16 protein-coding genes and 2 pseudogenes are annotated in these 16,520 nt (G+C 74.9%); 9 read left to right on the top strand and 9 right to left on the bottom strand.

Annotation, left to right across the window (positions count from 1 at the left end; all coding sequences use genetic code 11):
- Positions 1-7 precede the first annotated feature (7 nt).
- The 4 genes and pseudogenes from ACZ462_RS24605 to ACZ462_RS24590 form a co-directional block, all read left to right on the top strand.
- A complete protein-coding gene (locus ACZ462_RS24605; protein ID WP_467804165.1) occupies positions 8-430 on the top strand; it encodes a hypothetical protein in 423 nt (140 codons plus the stop codon).
- 146 nt (positions 431-576) lie between these two features.
- Positions 577-738 (top strand): annotated as a pseudogene (locus tag ACZ462_RS24600) (NF041680 family putative transposase); the annotation flags it as partial.
- 137 nt (positions 739-875) lie between these two features.
- Positions 876-1,982 (top strand): hypothetical protein, encoded by a 1,107-nt coding sequence (locus tag ACZ462_RS24595; protein WP_467804164.1) that lies wholly within the window; start codon positions 876-878, stop codon positions 1,980-1,982.
- Between the two features lie 6 nt (positions 1,983-1,988).
- Positions 1,989-2,507 (top strand): annotated as a pseudogene (locus ACZ462_RS24590) (NF041680 family putative transposase); the annotation flags it as partial.
- An 8-nt stretch (positions 2,508-2,515) separates the two neighbouring features.
- Here the strand turns inward: ACZ462_RS24590 and ACZ462_RS24585 are convergent.
- From ACZ462_RS24585 to ACZ462_RS24575, 3 genes are all read right to left on the bottom strand, one after another.
- Positions 2,516-3,673, bottom strand: coding sequence for an RNA polymerase sigma factor (locus ACZ462_RS24585; RefSeq protein ID WP_467804187.1), 1,158 nt, complete (start codon positions 3,671-3,673; stop codon positions 2,516-2,518).
- 8 nt (positions 3,674-3,681) lie between these two features.
- On the bottom strand, positions 3,682-4,089 hold the full coding sequence (locus tag ACZ462_RS24580) for a YciI family protein (protein WP_467804186.1): 408 nt from the start codon (positions 4,087-4,089) through the stop codon (positions 3,682-3,684).
- A 144-nt stretch (positions 4,090-4,233) separates the two neighbouring features.
- On the bottom strand, positions 4,234-5,499 hold the full coding sequence (locus tag ACZ462_RS24575) for a cation:proton antiporter domain-containing protein (protein WP_467804163.1): 1,266 nt from the start codon (positions 5,497-5,499) through the stop codon (positions 4,234-4,236).
- A 71-nt stretch (positions 5,500-5,570) separates the two neighbouring features.
- On the opposite strand from ACZ462_RS24575, the gene tsaD reads away from it, so the two are divergent.
- Positions 5,571-6,641 (top strand): tRNA (adenosine(37)-N6)-threonylcarbamoyltransferase complex transferase subunit TsaD, encoded by a 1,071-nt coding sequence (gene tsaD / locus ACZ462_RS24570; protein WP_467804185.1) that lies wholly within the window; start codon positions 5,571-5,573, stop codon positions 6,639-6,641.
- Positions 6,642-6,652: 11 nt separating this feature from the next.
- Here the strand turns inward: tsaD and ACZ462_RS24565 are convergent, their stop codons facing one another.
- From ACZ462_RS24565 to cutA, 6 genes are all read right to left on the bottom strand, one after another.
- Complete coding sequence (locus ACZ462_RS24565; protein WP_467804162.1) at positions 6,653-7,174, bottom strand: DUF4142 domain-containing protein; 522 nt, start codon at positions 7,172-7,174, stop codon at positions 6,653-6,655.
- 127 nt (positions 7,175-7,301) lie between these two features.
- Positions 7,302-7,517, bottom strand: coding sequence for a hypothetical protein (locus ACZ462_RS24560; RefSeq protein ID WP_467804160.1), 216 nt, complete (start codon positions 7,515-7,517; stop codon positions 7,302-7,304).
- Positions 7,518-7,594: 77 nt separating this feature from the next.
- Positions 7,595-8,839 (bottom strand): M20 metallopeptidase family protein, encoded by a 1,245-nt coding sequence (locus ACZ462_RS24555; protein WP_467804159.1) that lies wholly within the window; start codon positions 8,837-8,839, stop codon positions 7,595-7,597.
- 102 nt (positions 8,840-8,941) lie between these two features.
- Positions 8,942-11,353, bottom strand: a complete 2,412-nt coding sequence (locus tag ACZ462_RS24550; RefSeq protein ID WP_467804158.1) for a glycoside hydrolase family 65 protein — start codon at positions 11,351-11,353, stop codon at positions 8,942-8,944.
- Positions 11,350-12,093: a beta-phosphoglucomutase family hydrolase gene (locus tag ACZ462_RS24545; protein ID WP_467804157.1), complete on the bottom strand. Its 744-nt coding sequence runs from the start codon at positions 12,091-12,093 to the stop codon at positions 11,350-11,352. Before ACZ462_RS24545 ends, ACZ462_RS24550 begins: the two co-directional genes overlap by 4 nt.
- A gap of 52 nt (positions 12,094-12,145) precedes the next feature.
- The gene (gene cutA, locus ACZ462_RS24540; RefSeq protein WP_467804155.1) at positions 12,146-12,481 is read right to left on the bottom strand and encodes a divalent-cation tolerance protein CutA; all 336 of its coding nucleotides are present in this window, start codon (positions 12,479-12,481) and stop codon (positions 12,146-12,148) included.
- 167 nt (positions 12,482-12,648) lie between these two features.
- Between cutA and ACZ462_RS24535 the strand changes: the two genes are divergently transcribed.
- The 4 genes from ACZ462_RS24535 to ACZ462_RS24520 all read left to right on the top strand — a co-directional run bounded on the left by ACZ462_RS24535 (position 12,649) and on the right by ACZ462_RS24520 (position 16,464).
- Positions 12,649-13,326: an esterase/lipase family protein gene (locus tag ACZ462_RS24535; RefSeq protein WP_467804153.1), complete on the top strand. Its 678-nt coding sequence runs from the start codon at positions 12,649-12,651 to the stop codon at positions 13,324-13,326.
- 249 nt (positions 13,327-13,575) lie between these two features.
- Complete coding sequence (cseB, locus tag ACZ462_RS24530) at positions 13,576-14,262, top strand: two-component system response regulator CseB (RefSeq protein ID WP_467804184.1); 687 nt, start codon at positions 13,576-13,578, stop codon at positions 14,260-14,262.
- 14 nt (positions 14,263-14,276) lie between these two features.
- The gene (locus tag ACZ462_RS24525; RefSeq protein WP_467804183.1) at positions 14,277-15,551 is read left to right on the top strand and encodes a sensor histidine kinase; all 1,275 of its coding nucleotides are present in this window, start codon (positions 14,277-14,279) and stop codon (positions 15,549-15,551) included.
- A 130-nt stretch (positions 15,552-15,681) separates the two neighbouring features.
- A complete protein-coding gene (locus ACZ462_RS24520) occupies positions 15,682-16,464 on the top strand; it encodes an ABC transporter ATP-binding protein (RefSeq protein ID WP_467804152.1) in 783 nt (260 codons plus the stop codon).
- Positions 16,465-16,520 lie beyond the last annotated feature (56 nt).

Genomic DNA, 16,520 nt, shown 5'->3' with positions numbered 1-16,520 from the left:
CACCGTCATGAATCACACGGCGAACACCGACCACGACGCGGTGCTGCGAGCCCGGGTTGCCCTTCTGGCATCGGGGACCCTTCCCATCGGGCAGCAGGTCGCGGCCTACCGGCTCCTCGCCGCGGTCAACCCGCTCGCGTACCTGCCCCGACTGTCGATCGCCCTGTACGAGTACAGCCGCCAGGAGTTCGCCCACGACACCGGCATCGCGCTCGCCCTGCGGGCCGAGTGCCTGGAGGCGGCCCGGCGCATACACGCCCTCGAACCGGAGCGCCTGGAACTCCTCGCGGCGGCCCTGGACGCGTACCGCGAACTCCTCGACACCACCGGCGACGCGGAGGACGCCGCGGCCGCGACCGAAGAACTCGCAAGCCTGGGACACCGCCCCGGGATCCCGGACCGGCGTTTCCACAGGCTGGCATACCACTAGAAATCCAGTCTTCTGAGTCAGGAATTCGATTCAGATATGAGGCGAGGCGTTCGAGGGTCTGGTCTGCGGTCTTGGTCCAGACGTATGGCGGCCGGCGACTGGTCTACTCGTTGCGGGCCCGGATCCCTGCAGCGCCGGTAGAAGCCGCGGCACGTGTCCGCCGCGACTTCCGGCACATCCGCCCGACGCTCGTCCGCCCGGCCGGAGCACCGAAACCCACCCGCCCCGGACCGGGACGGCCACCCGGCCGGAAGAACACCCGGCCCACCCCACGCCACGACGTCCACACACCCCGCAACACCCCCTAACGCTTGTTCTCATGGTCTGGTCTGGTCGGGGCCACAGCGCGACTGGCTCTGCTAGCGCTGGAGCTCGGCAAGCACGTACTGCATCCCGAACACCGCTCGCCCCTCCATAGCTGATCATTTGGCCTAGGCTGACGTGCGTGAGCGGAATAGACGTGGGCAACGGAGTGGTCGGCGCCATCCTCGGGGTGGTGTTCGCGACGCTGTTCCAGCAGGGCTTGCAGGACGTGTGGTTCAGGATCCGGCGCCGTTCCGCCGGCGTGGTTCGCAGCATCACCTTCCGGGAAGAGCAGGGCGGGACCTGGTCGGCCTTCTCTCTCGGCCCCCTGCACACCTCCGCCCTGATCGTTGACGGTGACGGGGGCGCGGTGATCCCGCCCGAGTCCGTCCACATCCAGGTGCTGGACGGCGGCATCGAGCTGCCGGCGGAGATGACGGCTTGGCGCGACGAGATCGCGGTGGAGGAGGACCGGGTCCGAGAGGCGGGCGAGCGGGCACCGGTGTGGAACGGGCCCCGCTACGCCGTCGAATCCTTCGAGGTCTCCCGAACCGCCCTCGACGAGCACGCAGAGATCCATCTGCGGCTGCGGCCCACGGACTACTACACCTTCCTTGCGGCCCAGCAGCTGGACCGCCGGCTCGCGGACGGGAGTACGCCCCGGGCCCGCTACCTCGACCCCGACCAGCCGCTGACGGCCCCCGCCTTCCTGCAGTGCAGCTTCGGCGTCAACATCGCCGTGGTCACCGCCGACCACCTGCTCGTCGTGAGCCACCGCAGCGACCGCGTACGCATGGCGCCGGGCGTGTGGAACTCCTCCGTCAACGAGGGGCTTTCCCGGCACATCGACTCGGCTGGCCGCAACGTACCCGACCTGCACGCCGCAGCCCGTCGCGGCATGCGGGAAGAGCTGGCACTGGAGCCCCACGAGTTCTCGCTCTCCCTCCTGGGCTTCGTCCTGGACGTGGAGAAACGCGCCTGGAGCGCCCTTTTCTACGCCCGCCTGAACGACATGACCGGCGAGCAGCTCCGGACGCGCATGAGCAGGGGAGTCGCCGACCGCTGGGAACACCAGGGCATGGAGTACGTCCCGTTCCGCGCCGTCGACGTGACCCGGTACCTGTTGCGTCCCGACCGGATCCACCGCTGGGCGCCGGTGGCACCCGCGCTGTTCCACCTGGCCCTCGTGCACGTGCACGGCCGGGTGTCAGTGGAGCGGGCCGAGGCGCAGGTCGTCCGTCGGCTCTGAGCTTGTTCCTTGATCCGCCTGAAGGTCGACCACCTGCCGGGCGGCGGAGATCCGCTGCCCCTGTGGCTGTGGTCCTCGGCGACGGATATGACCGGTGCTGATGTGGACCTGTGCTGGCAGGCGTTCCTGAGGAGGTTCGACCTGGAACACACCTTCCGGATGATGAAACAGACCCTCGGCTGGACCCGGCCGAAGATCCGCACCGCCGAGGCTGCGTACCGCTGGACCTGGCTGATCATCACCGCTCACACCCAGCTGCGACTGGCCCGTCCGCTGGCCGAGGACCTCCGCTGCCCCTGGGAGAAACCCGCCGTGCCGGGCCGACTCACCCCCGCCCGAGTCCGGCGCGGGTTTGGGAACCTCCGTGCTCACTTGCCTTGCCCGGCCCGTGCTCCAAAGCCGAACCGGCCAGGCCCCGGCAGGCCCCTCGGCTCCGAGAACCAGCGGCCCGCCACCCGCTACGACGTGGGCAAAACCGTCAGGCGACCCGAGACCATCCTCGAACGCGACCAAGCCAGACCATAAAGAACAAGCTAAGGCCTGTCCGCGTCGCGCAGGCGCGTGTTGAGGCGGGCGGCCCGGCGGTTCAGGTGGTCGCGCTCGGCCAGGTCGGCGGCCTTGTGGGCCGCCTCCGCGTACAGGCGTGCCGCGCGCGCCAGGTCGCCGTCGCGTTCGTGCAGGTAGGCCGCCACCGCGGTGTGGCGGGGCAGCGAGCCGTCCACGGCGGCGAGCGCGGCCAGGCCGGCGCGGGGCCCGTCCGCCTCCCCGACGGCGACCGCCCGGTTCAGCAGGACGACCGGGCTGTCGGTCAGCCGGACCAGCTCGTCGTACCACTCGACGATCTGCACCCAGTCGGTCTCCGCGGCGGTGCGCGCGTCCGCGTGGAGCGCCGCGATGGCGGCCTGCGCCTGGTACTCGCCGAGCCGGTCCCGGGCGAGCGCCGCCTGGAGCACCCCGACGCCCTCGGCGATCAGCGCGGTGTCCCACAGGCCGCGGTCCTGCTCGGCGAGCGGCACCAGACTGCCGTCGGGGGCGGTCCGGGCGGCCCGCCGGGCGTGGTGGAGCAGCATGAGGGCGAGCAGCCCGGCCACCTCCGGGTGGTCGGAGAGCGCCGCGAGCTGCCGGGTGAGCCGGATGGCCTCGGCGGCGAGGTCGACGTCCCCCGAGTAGCCCTCGTTGAAGACCAGGTAGAGGACGCGCAGCACGGTGGCGACGTCGCCGGGCCGGTCGAGGCGCATCCCGGAGACGGTGCGCTTGGCCCGGCTGATCCGCTGCGCCATCGTCGCCTCGGGCACCAGGTAGGCGCGGGCGATCTGCCGGGTGGTCAGCCCGCCGACGGCGCGCAGCGTGAGCGCGGCGGCCGACGACGGCGTCAGCGACGGGTGCGCGCACAGGAAGTACAGCCGCAGCGTGTCGTCCGCCGCCGGCGCCGGCCCGGGCGCCGGCTCCTCGCCGGCGCGGTCCTCGCGCCGGCGGCGGGCGGCGTCCGAGCGGGCCGCGTCGAGGAACCTGCGCCAGGCCGCGGTGGTCAGCCAGCCCTTCGCGTCCCGCGGGGGGTCGGCCGGCCAGACGCGCAGCGCCTCGACCAGCGCGTCCTGGACGGCGTCCTCGGCCGCCGCGAAGTCGGCTCCGCGGCGGACGAGGACGGCGATCACACCGGGGGTGAGGCTCCGCAGCAGGGCCTCGTCCATCGGAGAGGTCATTCCGTGACGGTGGGCGGCGCGGCCAGGAACGGGCGGACCTCCAGCCATTCGTGGATCGGCCGGCCGCCCGCCCCGGGCGCGGCCGACAGCTCGCCGGCCAGCTCGACGGCGCGCTCGTAGCCGTCCACGTCGATGACCATCCAGCCGGCGATGAGGTCCTTGGTCTCGGCGAACGGCCCGTCGGTGACGGGCGGGCGGCCCTCGCCGTCGTAGCGGACCCAGGCGCCCTCGGGGGCGAGGGCCTGGCCGTCGACGAACTCGCCGGTCTTCTCCAGCCGGGCCGCGAAGTCGTTCATGTACCGGATGTGCGCCGAGATCTCCTCCGGTGTCCACTGGTCCATCGGCACGTCGTTGACGGCGGCGGGGGCGCCGCGGTAGTGCTTCAGCAGCAGGTACTTGGCCATCGTGTTCTCCCGGGTGCTCGTGCGGCCCATTGTGGCCGCGTCCACCCCGGGGACGGAGCCGGACGCGGCTTCTCGACACCTCCGCCGGATCTTTTTCCGCGCACGCCGCCGGAATGCCGCGGAGCGGAGCTGCGCCGGCGGCCGTCACGGGGGAGCGGGGGAGTCCCGGCGGAGCCGGTCCAGGCGGCGGATGACGGGCGTGGCGGCCGCCCCGTGCAGGAAGACGGACAGCAGCACGGTGAACGCGACCACGGACCACAGGTGCGGCGCCAGCGCGTCGAAGCGGGAGGTCTGCCCCAGCGCGTAGGCGAGGTAGAACAGCGAGCCGATGCCGCGGATGCCGAAGAAGGACGCCGTGAGGCGTTCCCGCGGACCGGCCCCGTGCCCGTACAGGCTCACCCAGCCGGCGAGGGGCCGGACGGCCAGGACGAGCAGCACGGCGACGAGGGCCCCCTGCCAGGTGAGGTGGGGCAGGCCCGCGGCGGCCAGGTAGCCGCCGAGGAGGAACAGCAGGAAGACGGTCAGCAGCCGCTCGACCTGCTCGGTGAACTCGTGGAGCACCTTGTGGTAGCCGTGGTCGCGCTCGGCGGCCCGGATCGTGCAGGCGGTGACGAAGACGGCGAGGAAGCCGTAGCCGTGCAGCAGCTCGGCGGCCCCGTAAGCCACGAAGGTGGCGCCGAGCGCGACGAACCCCTCCATGTGCTCGGAGAGCCGCAGCGCCGACGGCCGCGCCCGGAAGAACATCAGCCCCAGCAGCCGCCCCGTCACGGCGCCGACCGCGACGCCGATGGCGGTCATGGCCAGCACGTCGACGAGGACCCACCGCCCGATCCAGCCCGCGCCGCCGCCCTCGCCGACCGCGGCGGCCAGGCCCAGGGCCCCGAGGACGAAGGGGAACGCCAGCCCGTCGTTCAGGCCGGCCTCCGCGGTCAGCGAGAACCGCACCTCGTCCTCGTCGTCCTCCTCGTCGGTCGGCTCCCCGACACGCACCTCCGCGGCGAGCACCGGGTCGGTCGGCGCCAGGACGGCGGCCAGGAGCAGCGCCGCGGCGAGCGGCCACCCGAGCAGCGGGGCGGCGATCGCGCAGACTCCCGCGACGGTCAGCGGCAGGGCGATGCCGACGAGCCGCCACGGCCCTGCCCAGCGCCGCAGCCCCACCGGCCTGTTCAGGGCGAGGCCCGCGCCCATGAGGGAGACGATGACGCACAGCTCGGTCGCGTGCTCCACCCACAGCCGGTCCCGGACGGGGTCCACCACCGGCACGGGCAGCGGCAGCAGCCCCACCAGCACGCCGGCGGCCGTGAACACCATCGGCATGGACAGCGCCCGCCGGAAGACCAGCCGCGGCACCACGGCGGCACCGAGCGCCCCGACCCCCATGGCGAGGTACACGCCGTCGGAGACCGTCATCCCTTCCACCCCGCGACCTGGATGCACATATATTGCAATTGCCATACACATGCAGAAAGGCGGCCGACGTGGTGGGCGGACCGGTGGTACTGGGGATCGAATCGTCGTGCGACGAGACCGGCGCGGGCATCGTGCAGGACGGCAGGCTGCTGGCGCACGTCGTCGCCTCCAGCATGGACGAGCACGCCCGCTTCGGCGGCGTCGTGCCGGAGATCGCCGCCCGCGCCCACCTCCAGGCCTTCCACCCCGTCGTCCGCGAGGCCCTCGACCGGGCCGGACTGCGCCTCGGGCAGATCGACGCCGTCGCCGTCACCACCGGCCCCGGCCTCTCCGGCGCGCTCCAGGTGGGCCTCGCCGGCGCCAAGACCCTGGCGTACGCGGCCGGGGTCCCCCTGTACGGCGTCCACCACCTCGCCGGGCACGTCGCCGCCGACACCCTCGCCCACGGGCCGCTGCCCCGCCCGTCCGTCGTGCTGATCGTCTCGGGCGGCCACACCTCCCTGCTCCTCGTCCGCGACCTCGTCCGCGAGCCGATCCTGCACCTCGGCGACACCCTCGACGACGCGGCCGGCGAGTGCTTCGACAAGGCCGCCCGGATCCTCGGCCTCCCCTACCCGGGCGGCCCCGCCATCGACCGGGCCGCCCGGGACGGCGACCCGAGGGCGGTCGCGTTCCCGCGGCCGCTGACCCGCCCCGGGGACGACCCGTACGCCTTCTCGTTCTCCGGCCTGAAGACGGCCGCCGCCCGCTGGGTCGAGGACCACCGCGCCCGCGGCGCGCAGGTGCCCGTCGCCGACGGGGCGGCCGCCCTCCAAGAGGCCGTCGCCGACGTCCTGACCCGCAAGGCCCTGGCGGCCTGCGCGGCACACGGCGTGGGCACGCTGGTCGTGGTGGGCGGCGTCGCCGCGAACTCCCGGGTGCGCGCCCTGGCCGAGCGGCGGTGCGCCTCGGCCGGGGTGGAACTGCGCGTCCCTCCGATGACGCTGTGCACCGACAACGGCGCGATGATCGCCGCCGTCGGCGACCTGCTGGTCCGCTCCGGCGCCGAACCGGCACCGCTCGACGTCTCGATCGACCCCTCCGCCCCCCTCGAGTACGCCGCCCTCACCCCGCTCGCCCGCACACCCGCCCGGGTGGTCTGACCCCGTCACCCTCAGCGGTCGTGGCACTGGCCGCCCCGGACCATGTCGAGGTGCGCAGCCACCACCGGGCGGGCTTCGCGCGCCGCGGCCACCACGTCCGAGTCCTGCCCGCGCCGGATCTGCGCGTCGATGACCAGGAGCGTCTTCTTGTGGGCGTTCTCCTGCGCGGCCAGCCACGCCTTGTCGTAGCCGTCGCCGCCCGCCTTCGACTGCAGGCTCTTCAGCTCGGCCTCCTGCTGCGGGGTGACGCCCGCCGCCAGGGTGACGCCCTCCTTCTCCGCGAGGTCGGACAGGGCGGCGTCCAGGTTCTTGTGGTCGCGCACCAGCACCGCCCCGACGTCCTTCACACAGGACGACCCCCCGTGCCGCTGCGCGTCCTGGCCCGCGGCGATCTCCGCCATGTTGGCCTGGTGCACGCTGTTCATGAAGGTCACGTCCTGCCCGCTGACCGCCGCGGACGACGTGCCCGGAACCGCGCCGAGGCCGACGACGGCGATCGTGCAGGCGCTTGCCGCGAAAATGCTCCTCCGCATGGCTCCTCCTCTGCCGCAACCGGCGTTCGCCGGGTGTGCCTCCCCCGCCTACCCGCACGCGCGCCGGCAAACGGGCCCGGCGGTGACGGCCGCCCCGGGAGGAGGGAGGAGCTCTCCGGCCACAGCACTAGCGGCGGGGCTGCCACTCCTCGGGGCCGCCGCCCCGCCACTCGACGAACGCGGGGTCGGTGAGGTCGGCGTCCTCGGCGTTCTCCAGGCCGGCCGCGGCGAGGAAGACGCGGATGTCGGCCGGGCGGTGGGCCACTCCGATGGCGACGCCGTCGTACCGCACCCGGCGCCAGCCGTTCTCGTCGGGCGGGTAGACGACCAGTCTGGCGGACATGGCCCCAGCCTGGCCCCGGCCGGGCCGGGCGGCACTCCGCGGCATCCGAACGGGTGGCACCGCCGCCGGGCGGCGGCTCAGCCGCTCCCGGCGGGCGCCGGGCCGGCCCGCAGCGCCGCGGCCGCGTAGACGGCGGCGCCCGCGGCCAGGGCGTCCTCGTCGAACACGGCGAGGTTCGAGTGCAGGTCCGCGGCCTCCTCCGGCGGGACGCCGGGCGGGCGGGCCCCCAGGAACGCCATCGCGCCGGGCACCTGCCGCAGCACGTACGAGAAGTCCTCGGCGCCCATGAACGGCGCGGCCAGCCGCCCCACCCGGTCCGCGCCGAGGAGCGCGACCGCCGTGCCGTACAGGGCCTCCGTTCGGTCGTCGTCGTTCACGACGGGCGGGTAGCCCTCCTCCAGGTCCACGTCGGCCTCGGCCCCGTGGGCGGCGGCCACGTGCCGTGCGACCCGGTGGATGCCCTCGCGGACCCGCTGCCGGGCGGCGGGGGAGAGGGTGCGGAACGTGCCGCGGACCTCGGCCGTCTCCGGGATCACGTTCGAGGTCGTCCCGGCGTGGATGGAGGCGACCGTGACCACGGCCGGGTCGAACACGTCGACGGTCCGGGTGACCATCGACTGGAGCGCCAGTACGATCTCGCAGGCGACCGGCACCGGATCGAGCGCCCGGTGAGGGGACGAGGCGTGCCCGCCGCGCCCGCGTACGGTCACGTGCAGCCGGTCGGAGGCGGCGAACGTCGGGCCGGACCGCAGGTGCAGGGTGCCGCTGTCGAAGCGGGTCGTGACGTGCAGCGCGAACGCGGCCGCCACGCCGGCCCCGTCGGCGGTCTCCAGCACTCCCTCGTCGATCATGTGGCGGGCGCCGCCGCCGGACTCCTCGCCGGGCTGGAACATGAAGACGACCCGCCCGGCCAGCAGTGCGCGGCGGGCGGTGAGCAGCCGGGCGGCGCCGACCAGCATCGCGGTGTGCGTGTCGTGCCCGCAGGCGTGCATGGCGCCCGGCACCCGGGAGGCGAACTCCAGGCCGGTGCCCTCCTCCAGGGGCAGGGCGTCCATGTCGGCGCGCAGCAGCACCGCCGGGCCGGGCAGGGCGCCCTCCAGGGTGGCGGTGACGGAACTCAGCCGGGAGCCGGTCGCCACCTCCAGCCCGAGCCCGCCCAGCGCCTCCAGCACGGCCTGCTGCGTACGCGGCAGATGGGTGCCCAGCTCGGGGAAGCGGTGGATGCGCCTGCGCAGGGCGACGATGTCGGGCAGCGCGGCGCGCGCGTCGGCGAGGAGGCCCTCCAGGGCGGCCCCTCCGGGCGCGGGGGCGGGGACGGGCAACGCGGTCTCCTCACGGGACGTGCCGGCGCACGGGTACGGGCGGCGACTCCCATCCCTGCCCCGCATCCCGCCCCGCCACGCCGACATGCGCACCGCGTGCGGTCACGTCATCGGGGCGCGGCCCTTCGGCTGGCGCGGCTCGACCGCGTCCGGCGCGGGAGGTACGGGGAGTTCCGCCGGAGTCTCCGGGTCCAGGACCGCGGGCGTTCCGTGGTGCAGCACCGTCAGCGGCGCCCCCTCCAGGAGCGTGTACCGCGCCGCGTCGCGGGCGATGTCGACGCGCAGCCGCCGGTCCCTGATGCGGACGTTGAAGGCGAGCCTGGCCAGCGTCGACGGCAGGCGCGGCGCGAACCGCACGGGCGCCGCCGCCTCCCCGCCGGAGCCGGTCCGCCCGCCCGCGCCCCCGCCCGGCGGCGGGACGGCCGAGTCGGCGCCGTAGCGCCGGCGCAGCCCGCCCAGGCCCTGCACGAGGGCGATCCACGTCCCGGCGAGGGAGGCCATGTGGAGGCCGTCGCGGGTGTTGTGCTCGAGGTCGTTCAGGTCCATCAGCGCCGCCTCCCGGGTGTACGCCCAGGCCAGGTCGAGGTGGCCCGTCTCGGCGGCGAGGGCGGCCTGGCAGCAGGCGGAGAGCGAGGAGTCCCGGACGGTCAGCGGCTCGTAGTAGGCGAAGTTGCGGGCCTTCTCCTCGTCCGTGAACTCGTCCGGGCAGACCAGCATCGCGAGGACCAGGTCGGCCTGCTTGACGACCTGCTTGCGGTAGAGGTCGAAGTACGGGAAGTGCAGCAGCAGCGGGTACTGCTCCTCCGCGGTGCCCTCGAAGTCCCACCGCTGCTGGTCGGTGAACCCGGCGGCCTGCTCGTGCACCCCCAGCCGCCCGCTGTACGGGATCGCGATCCGGCCGGCGGTCTCCCGCCAGTCCGCGGCCTCCGCGGCGCCGACGGCCAGTTCGGCGGCCCGGTCCGGGTGCAGGGCGACCGCGTCCGCGGCGGCCAGCAGGTTCCGCCGGGCCATCACGTTGGTGTACAGGTTGTCGCGGGCCACCGCGCTGTACTCGTCCGGGCCGGTGACCCCGTCGATGTGGAAGGCGCCGCCGTCGTCGAAGTGGCCCAGGGAGCGCCACAGCCGCGCCGTGTGCACCAGCAGGTCGAGCCCGGGGCCGCGGTGGAAGTCGTGGTCGCCGGTGGCGAACACGTACCGCTCGGCGGCCGCCGCGATGTCGGCGTTGACGTGGAAGGCGACCGTCCCGGCGGGCCAGTAGGCGGAGCACTCGGCGCCGTTGATGGTCCGCCAGGGGAACGCGGCTCCCGCGAGGCCGAGTTGGCGTGCCCGCTCCAGCGCGCTGGGCAGGGTGGTGTGCCGCCACCGCAGGACGGGTGCCACGGTGTCCGGCGCCGTGTGGGTGAGCACCGGCAGCACGAAGGACTCGGTGTCCCAGAAGGCGTGCCCGTCGTATCCCGTACCGGTGAGCCCCTTCGCCGGGAGGGCGCGCTCCTCGGCGCGGGCGGCGGCCTGGAAGAGGTGGAACAGGGCGAAGCGCACCGCCTGCTGGACCTGCCGGTCCCCCTCCACCTCGACGTCGCCGTCCGCCCAGAACTCGTCCAGGCAGGCGCGCTGCCCGTCGAGCAGGCCCTGCCAGCCGGTGCTGCGGGCCGCCGCGAGGCCGCCCTCCACCTGGTCGCGCAGGGCGGGCAGCGACCGCTGCGCGGACCACCCGTACGAGACGAACTTGACGAGGGACAGCCGCTCGCCCGGCGCCAGGTTCGCGGTGACGGTCAGCCGGGCCACGTCCGGTTCGCTCTCCGCCGCCCAGCTCGTACCGGCGGGCCCCTCCACCAGGTGGTCGGCGGCGACCGCCACACGCTGGCGGCTGCTGCCGGTGCAGTGGACGAGGCGCAGGCGGGTGCCGTGCGCGTGGTGCTCCTCGGGCCGGAGCGGCGAGTCGATGACGGCCGCCACCCGCGGGTCGCCGGAGGCGGCGGGCAGCTGCTCGTTGGCGACGAGCTCGGACTGCACGGCGATCCCGGCCGGCCCGTCGACGGCCTCGACGGTGTAGGAGATCGCGGCGACGGCGCGCTGGGCGAGGGACACCAGCCGGTGGGACGTCACGCGTACGGTCCGGCCCGACGGGGTGGTCCACTCCGCGGTCCGGCTCAGCACCCCCGTGCGGAAGTCCAGGATCCGCTCGTGGGAGACCAGTTCGCCGTAGCGCAGGTCGAAGGGGTGGTCGTCGACGAGGAGGCGGATCACCTTGCCGTCGGTGACGTTGATGGCGGTCTGCCCGGACTCCGGATAGCCGTAGCCCGCCTCCGCGTACGGCAGGGGGTGCGTCTCGTGCACGCCGTTCAGGTAGGAGCCCGGCAGGCCGTGCGGCTCGCCCTCGTCGAGGTTGCCGCGCCAGCCGAGGTGGCCGTTGGACAGCGCGAAGACGGACTCGCTCTGGGCGAGGACGGCCAGGTCGAGGGCGGTCTCCCGGAGCCGCCAGGGCTCGGTGGCGAAACTCGTGTGCGTGATCATCCGCGGTCCAGGAGTTCGGAGAGGTCGCCCACGACGACGTCGGCGCCGTGGTCGCGGAGCGCGTCCGCCTGCCCGGCGCGGTCCACGCCCACGACGAACCCGAAGCCGCCCGCCCTGCCCGCCGCGACACCCGCCAGCGCGTCCTCGAACACGGCCGCCTCCCCGGGCGCCACGCCGAACAGGCGGGCCGCGGCCAGGTAGCTGTCGGCGGCGGGCTTGCCGCGCAGGTGCTGCTCGGCGATCGTCAGCCCGTCCACGCGCGCCTCGAAGAGGTCCGCGATGCCCGCCGCGGACAGAACGTCGCGGCAGTTGGCGCTGGAGGAGACGACGGCCCGGTGCAGGCCGGCGTCCCGGGCGGCGCGCACGTAGGCCACCGACCCCTCGTACGCCTCCACGCCCTGCTCGCGGATCATCCGCAGCACCAGCCCGTTCTTGCGGGTGCCCAGTCCGTGGACGGTCTCCCGGTCCGGGCCGTCGTCGGCGGCGCCTTCGGGGAGGGTGATGCCGCGGGAGGCGAGGAAGGTGCGGACGCCGTCCTCGCGGGGGCGGCCGTCCACGTACTCGTCGTAGTCCCGCACGGCGTCGAACGGCACGAACGGCGAGCCCGCCTGCTCGACCCGCCCGCGCAGGTAGTCGTCGAACATATGTTTCCACGCGGCGGCGTGGACCTTCGCGGTCCGCGTGAGCACGCCGTCCAGGTCGAACAGGCACGTGCGGACGTGGTCGGGGAGTCCCAGCATGCCGTCGAGGCTAGGCCGTCCCGTCCGGATCGTGCCTGACCCACGCCGTCGGTCAGGCGCCGCGGGTCTCCGCCTGAGCCCACGCCAGATACCCCTCCGCGGCCGCCGACACGGGCAGCACGATCCACTGCGGTACCTCGTACGGGTGCCGCCCGTGCACCCACGCCTCCAGCGCGCCCACCCGGTCCTGCACCGTCTTGAAGGTGAGCCGGTACTCGCGCTCGTGCCGCACCTCGCCCTGCCACCAGTAGAAGGACGTCATCCGCGCCTCCACATGCACCCCGGCCGCCAGCCGCGCCTCGACCGCGGCCCGCCCCAGCTCGTACGCGGTGCCCTCGTCGTCCACCGTGGTCTGCGCGAGCACGACCGGGTTGCCCGGATCCGCCATCTCTCCAACCTCCTCGATCGGGTTCCCCGACCCTAACCGGCCCGGCGCACCGCCCCTTTCACCCGCCTGCCGCCTACGCCCCCCGGGGGGTGAACCTGTCGGCCGTGCGGGTGGACAGGCCGCCCGCGGCGGTCCGCGGGCGGCGCGGGCACGCTACAACCGGGGCCGTGAACTCCCGCAGCCGGCACGCCGCGCCCGCCCTCGCCCTGGGTCTCGCCGCCCTCCTCCTGCCGCAGCGGGCAGCCGCCGCACCCGCTGCCGCCGCACCCGACCCGGTCGTCTTCGTCCACGGCTGGAACAGCAGCGGCTCCACGTGGGACACCATGGCCGCGCGCTTCAGGGCCGCCGGCTGGCCGGCCGGCCGGCTCCACCAGTGGACATACCCGTCCGGCCGGTCCAACGCCGCCACCGCCGTCGCCCTCGCCGCCGAGGTCGACCGGGTCCTCGCCGCCACCGGAGCCGCCCGCGTCGACCTGGTCGCCCACTCCATGGGCTCCCTGTCGTCCCGGCACTACCTGAAGAACCTCGGCGGCACCGCCAAGGTGGATGCCTGGGTCTCCCTGGCCGGCCCCAACCACGGCACCGACCCGGCCCGCCTGTGCGGCGGCCCCGCCTGCACCGAGATGCGCCCCGGCTCGGCGTTCCTCCAGGCGCTCAACACGGGCGACGAAACCCCCGGCGCGACCCGCTACGCGACGTGGGCCTCGCCGTGCGACGCCTTCGTCCGGCCGGCGTCCACCGTCGCCCTGGCCGGGGCGGAGAACCGGACGACGGCCTGCCTCGGCCACACCGAGGTGCACCGCGACGCCGCGGTCCACACGGAGGTCGCCGCCCACATCCGCTGAGGACCTCCGGGAAGGGCGGGCGCCGGCGCGGTCGTGTATCAGCCGCGTATCAGGCAGCGCTCGGTCGCCCATCCGCCGGCCGGCGGGGCTCGCCGAGGGCCGGCCCGGCGCGGGGCCTGTCGTATCGTTCCGGTCGGGGCACGGGCCGGGATGCGGCCCGCCCCGCCGCCCGACCGCCCGAACAGGAGCCGCCCGCCCGTGTCCGCGCCCACCCCGGCCGGGGCCTCCGAGCCCGCCGTCCGTGTGCTGATGGTGGAGGACGACGACCTGATGCGCCGCTCCTTCGCCCTCGCCCTGGAACGCTACGGCTACCGGGTGCAGGCCGCCGCCGACGGGCTCGCGGGGCTCGACCTCTTCCGCGCCGAGCCCTTCGACGTGCTCGTCCTGGACGTGATGCTGCCCGGCCTGGACGGGATCGGGCTGTGCCGCCGCATCCGCGAGACCAGCCTCGTGCCCGTCCTGATGATGTCCGCGCGGGGCGACGGGCTCGACGTCGTGGCCGGCCTGGAGGCCGGAGCCGACGACTACGTCGTCAAGCCCGTCGAGACGTACGTCCTCGTCGCCCGCATCCGCTCGCTCCTGCGGCGGGCGACCTACCCGCCGGCCCCGGCCGGCGGCCCCGCCCCCGAGGCGCCCGGGCCGGCCGCGGCGGACGTCCTGGCCTTCGGCGACCTCGCCATCGACACCGCCGGCATGGAGGTCACCCTTGCGGGCGAGCACGTCGCCCTGACCCCGACCGAGCTGAAGCTGCTCCTGGAGTTCGCCGCCCACCCCGGCGTCGTCCTGGAGCGGCACACCCTGCTGCGCGACGTCTGGGACTACGGCTGGGACGGCGACAGCCGTGTGGTGGACCTGTGCGTGCAGCGGCTGCGCCGCAAGCTCGGCAAGGACCGCATCGAGACCGTCCGCGGCTTCGGCTACAAGCTCAGGCGCTGAGCCCGGTGGCCCCGATCCGCCCGCCCCGGCCGGGCAGGACCTCCCTGCGGTGGAAGATCGCCGCGCTCGCCGCCGCCGCGGCCGCGCTGGTCGCCGCCGCGGTCGGGGTCCTCGTCCACGTGTGGACCGCGCACGACATCCACGACCGCGCCCGCGCCCGGGCGTTCAACGCCGTGTACGCCGCCGCCGACGTCCACCGCCGCACCGGCGCCCTCACCGAAGGCGCCCGGCTCGACCCGCCCGACCTGCCCGCCGCCCTCCGCGCCCCCGCCGACGGCGCGCGGCACACCGCCTACGACCCGCGCACCGAGGGGAACGTCGGCCCGAGCTTCTGGGCCGCCCAGCGCACCGGCGGCCCCGGCAGCCCCGTCCTCGCCGTCCAGATCAACCTCAGCAGCGAACTCCACACCCTGCGGCGGCTCGACGCGACCATGGCGGCGGCCTCCCTCGCCGCGCTGGCCGCCGCCACCCCCCTCGCCTTCTACGGGGCGGGGCTCGTCGCACGCCGGCTGCGGCGGGTATCCGCGACGGCGGCCCGCATCTCCGCCGGCGACCTCGACGCCCGGACCGGGCCGGCCAAGGGGCGGGACGAGGTCGCCGAGATCGCCGCCACCGTCGACCTCATGGCCGACAGCCTCGCCCGACGCCTGCGTACCGAAAGGCAGTTCACCGCCGACGTCGCCCACGAGCTCCGCACGCCCGTCGGGGGACTGCTGGCGGCCGCCGACCTGCTGCCGCCGGGCGAGACGGAGGACCTGGTGCGCGCCCGCGTACGGGACCTGCGCGGCCTGGTCGAGGACCTCCTGGAGATCTCCCGACTCGACGCGGGCGCCGAACGCCCCGTCTGCGTACGGGTACCGCTCGGCGCCGTCGTCGCCGAGGCCGTGGCCCGGACGGGGCTCGGCGCCGAGGTCACGCCCGCCGGGCCCGAGCCGTCGAACAGCGAAACCGCCGCCGCGGACCCGGCGCCGACCGTGGAGACCGATCCGCGCCGCCTGGAGCGGATCGTCGCCAACCTCGTCGTCAACGCCCACCGCCACGGCGCCGCCCCGGTGCAGGTCACGGTCACGGACCGCACCGTCGTCGTACGCGACCACGGGCCCGGCTTCCCGGCCGGCCTGCTGCTCCACGGCCCCCGCCGGTTCCACACCGGCGCCGCCGAGCGCGGCCGCGGCCACGGCCTCGGCCTGACCATCGCCACGGGCCAGGCCCGCCTCCTCGGCGCCGAACTGCACTTCGGCAACGCCCCGGACGGCGGCGCGGTCGCCACCCTCCGCCTGCCCGCCTGAACCCCGCCGGCCGGCGTCGCCGCACGACCGCGACGAAGCGGAGCGTGCACCGATACACCGTCGACCAGGCGCCGATACACGGCCGCGGAACCCTTCGGAGTGCACCGTACGCACCCGAAGAGGAGCCCCCGTGACCGCCGACCCTTTCGCTCCGCACACCGCGGCCACCATCCCCGGCGCCGCCGCCTCCGCGGCCGGCCTGACGAAGGTCCACGGCACCGGCGACGCCCGCGTCACCGCCCTCGACGACGTGAGCATCACCTTCCGGCAGGGCGAGTTCACGGCCGTCATGGGCCCCTCCGGCTGCGGCAAGTCCACGCTCCTGCACTGCGCCGCCGGCCTCGACACACCCACCTCCGGATCCGTCCGCATCGGCACCACCGAACTCGGCACGCTGGACGACCGGGAGCTGACCCGGCTGCGCCGCGACCGCATCGGCTTCGTCTTCCAGGCATTCAACCTGCTGCCGACGCTGACCGCCCTGGAGAACATCACCCTGCCCTCGGCGATCGCCGGGCGCCGCCCCGACCGCGAGTGGCTGGACCGGGTGGTGTCCATGGTCGGCCTCTCCGGGCGCCTCGGCCACCGGCCAGCCCAACTGTCCGGCGGACAGCAGCAGCGCGTCGCCGTGGCCCGCGCGCTCGCCACCCGCCCGGCGATCGTCTTCGCCGACGAGCCCACCGGCAACCTCGACTCCCGGTCCGGGGCCGAAGTCCTCGGCTTCCTGCGCGACTCGGTGCGCGCCCTGGACCAGACGGTCGTCATGGTCACGCACGACCCGGGCGCCGCCGGCTACGCCGACCGCGTGGTGTTCCTCTGCGACGGCCGCCTCGTCGACGAGATGGCGCGCCCCACCCCGGACCGGGTCCTGGACCGGATGAAGGCCTTCGACACCCGCTCGCGCACCAGCTGACCGCCCCTACCGGCACCGCTCCGCCCGCGGCCCGCCCCACACCGCGCCGCCCCCGC

The sequence above is a fragment of the Streptomyces sp. NPDC031121 genome, from assembly GCF_055570615.1.
This window is presented reverse-complemented; position numbering and strand designations above follow the sequence as displayed.

Bases quoted from the DNA above. Each gene is read 5' to 3' on its own strand.
- ACZ462_RS24585 (WP_467804187.1), bottom strand. From the start codon at position 3,673: ATGGACGAGGCCCTGCTGCGGAGCCTCACCCCCGGTGTGATCGCCGTC.
- cutA (WP_467804155.1), bottom strand. From the start codon at position 12,481: ATGGCGGATCCGGGCAACCCGGTCGTGCTCGCGCAGACCACGGTGGAC.
- ACZ462_RS24580 (WP_467804186.1), bottom strand. From the start codon at position 4,089: ATGGCCAAGTACCTGCTGCTGAAGCACTACCGCGGCGCCCCCGCCGCC.
- ACZ462_RS24550 (WP_467804158.1), bottom strand. From the start codon at position 11,353: ATGATCACGCACACGAGTTTCGCCACCGAGCCCTGGCGGCTCCGGGAG.
- ACZ462_RS24565 (WP_467804162.1), bottom strand. From the start codon at position 7,174: ATGCGGAGGAGCATTTTCGCGGCAAGCGCCTGCACGATCGCCGTCGTC.
- ACZ462_RS24575 (WP_467804163.1), bottom strand. From the start codon at position 5,499: ATGACGGTCTCCGACGGCGTGTACCTCGCCATGGGGGTCGGGGCGCTC.
- ACZ462_RS24605 (WP_467804165.1), top strand. From the start codon at position 8: ATGAATCACACGGCGAACACCGACCACGACGCGGTGCTGCGAGCCCGG.
- ACZ462_RS24560 (WP_467804160.1), bottom strand. From the start codon at position 7,517: ATGTCCGCCAGACTGGTCGTCTACCCGCCCGACGAGAACGGCTGGCGC.
- cseB (WP_467804184.1), top strand. From the start codon at position 13,576: ATGGTGGAGGACGACGACCTGATGCGCCGCTCCTTCGCCCTCGCCCTG.
- ACZ462_RS24545 (WP_467804157.1), bottom strand. From the start codon at position 12,093: ATGCTGGGACTCCCCGACCACGTCCGCACGTGCCTGTTCGACCTGGAC.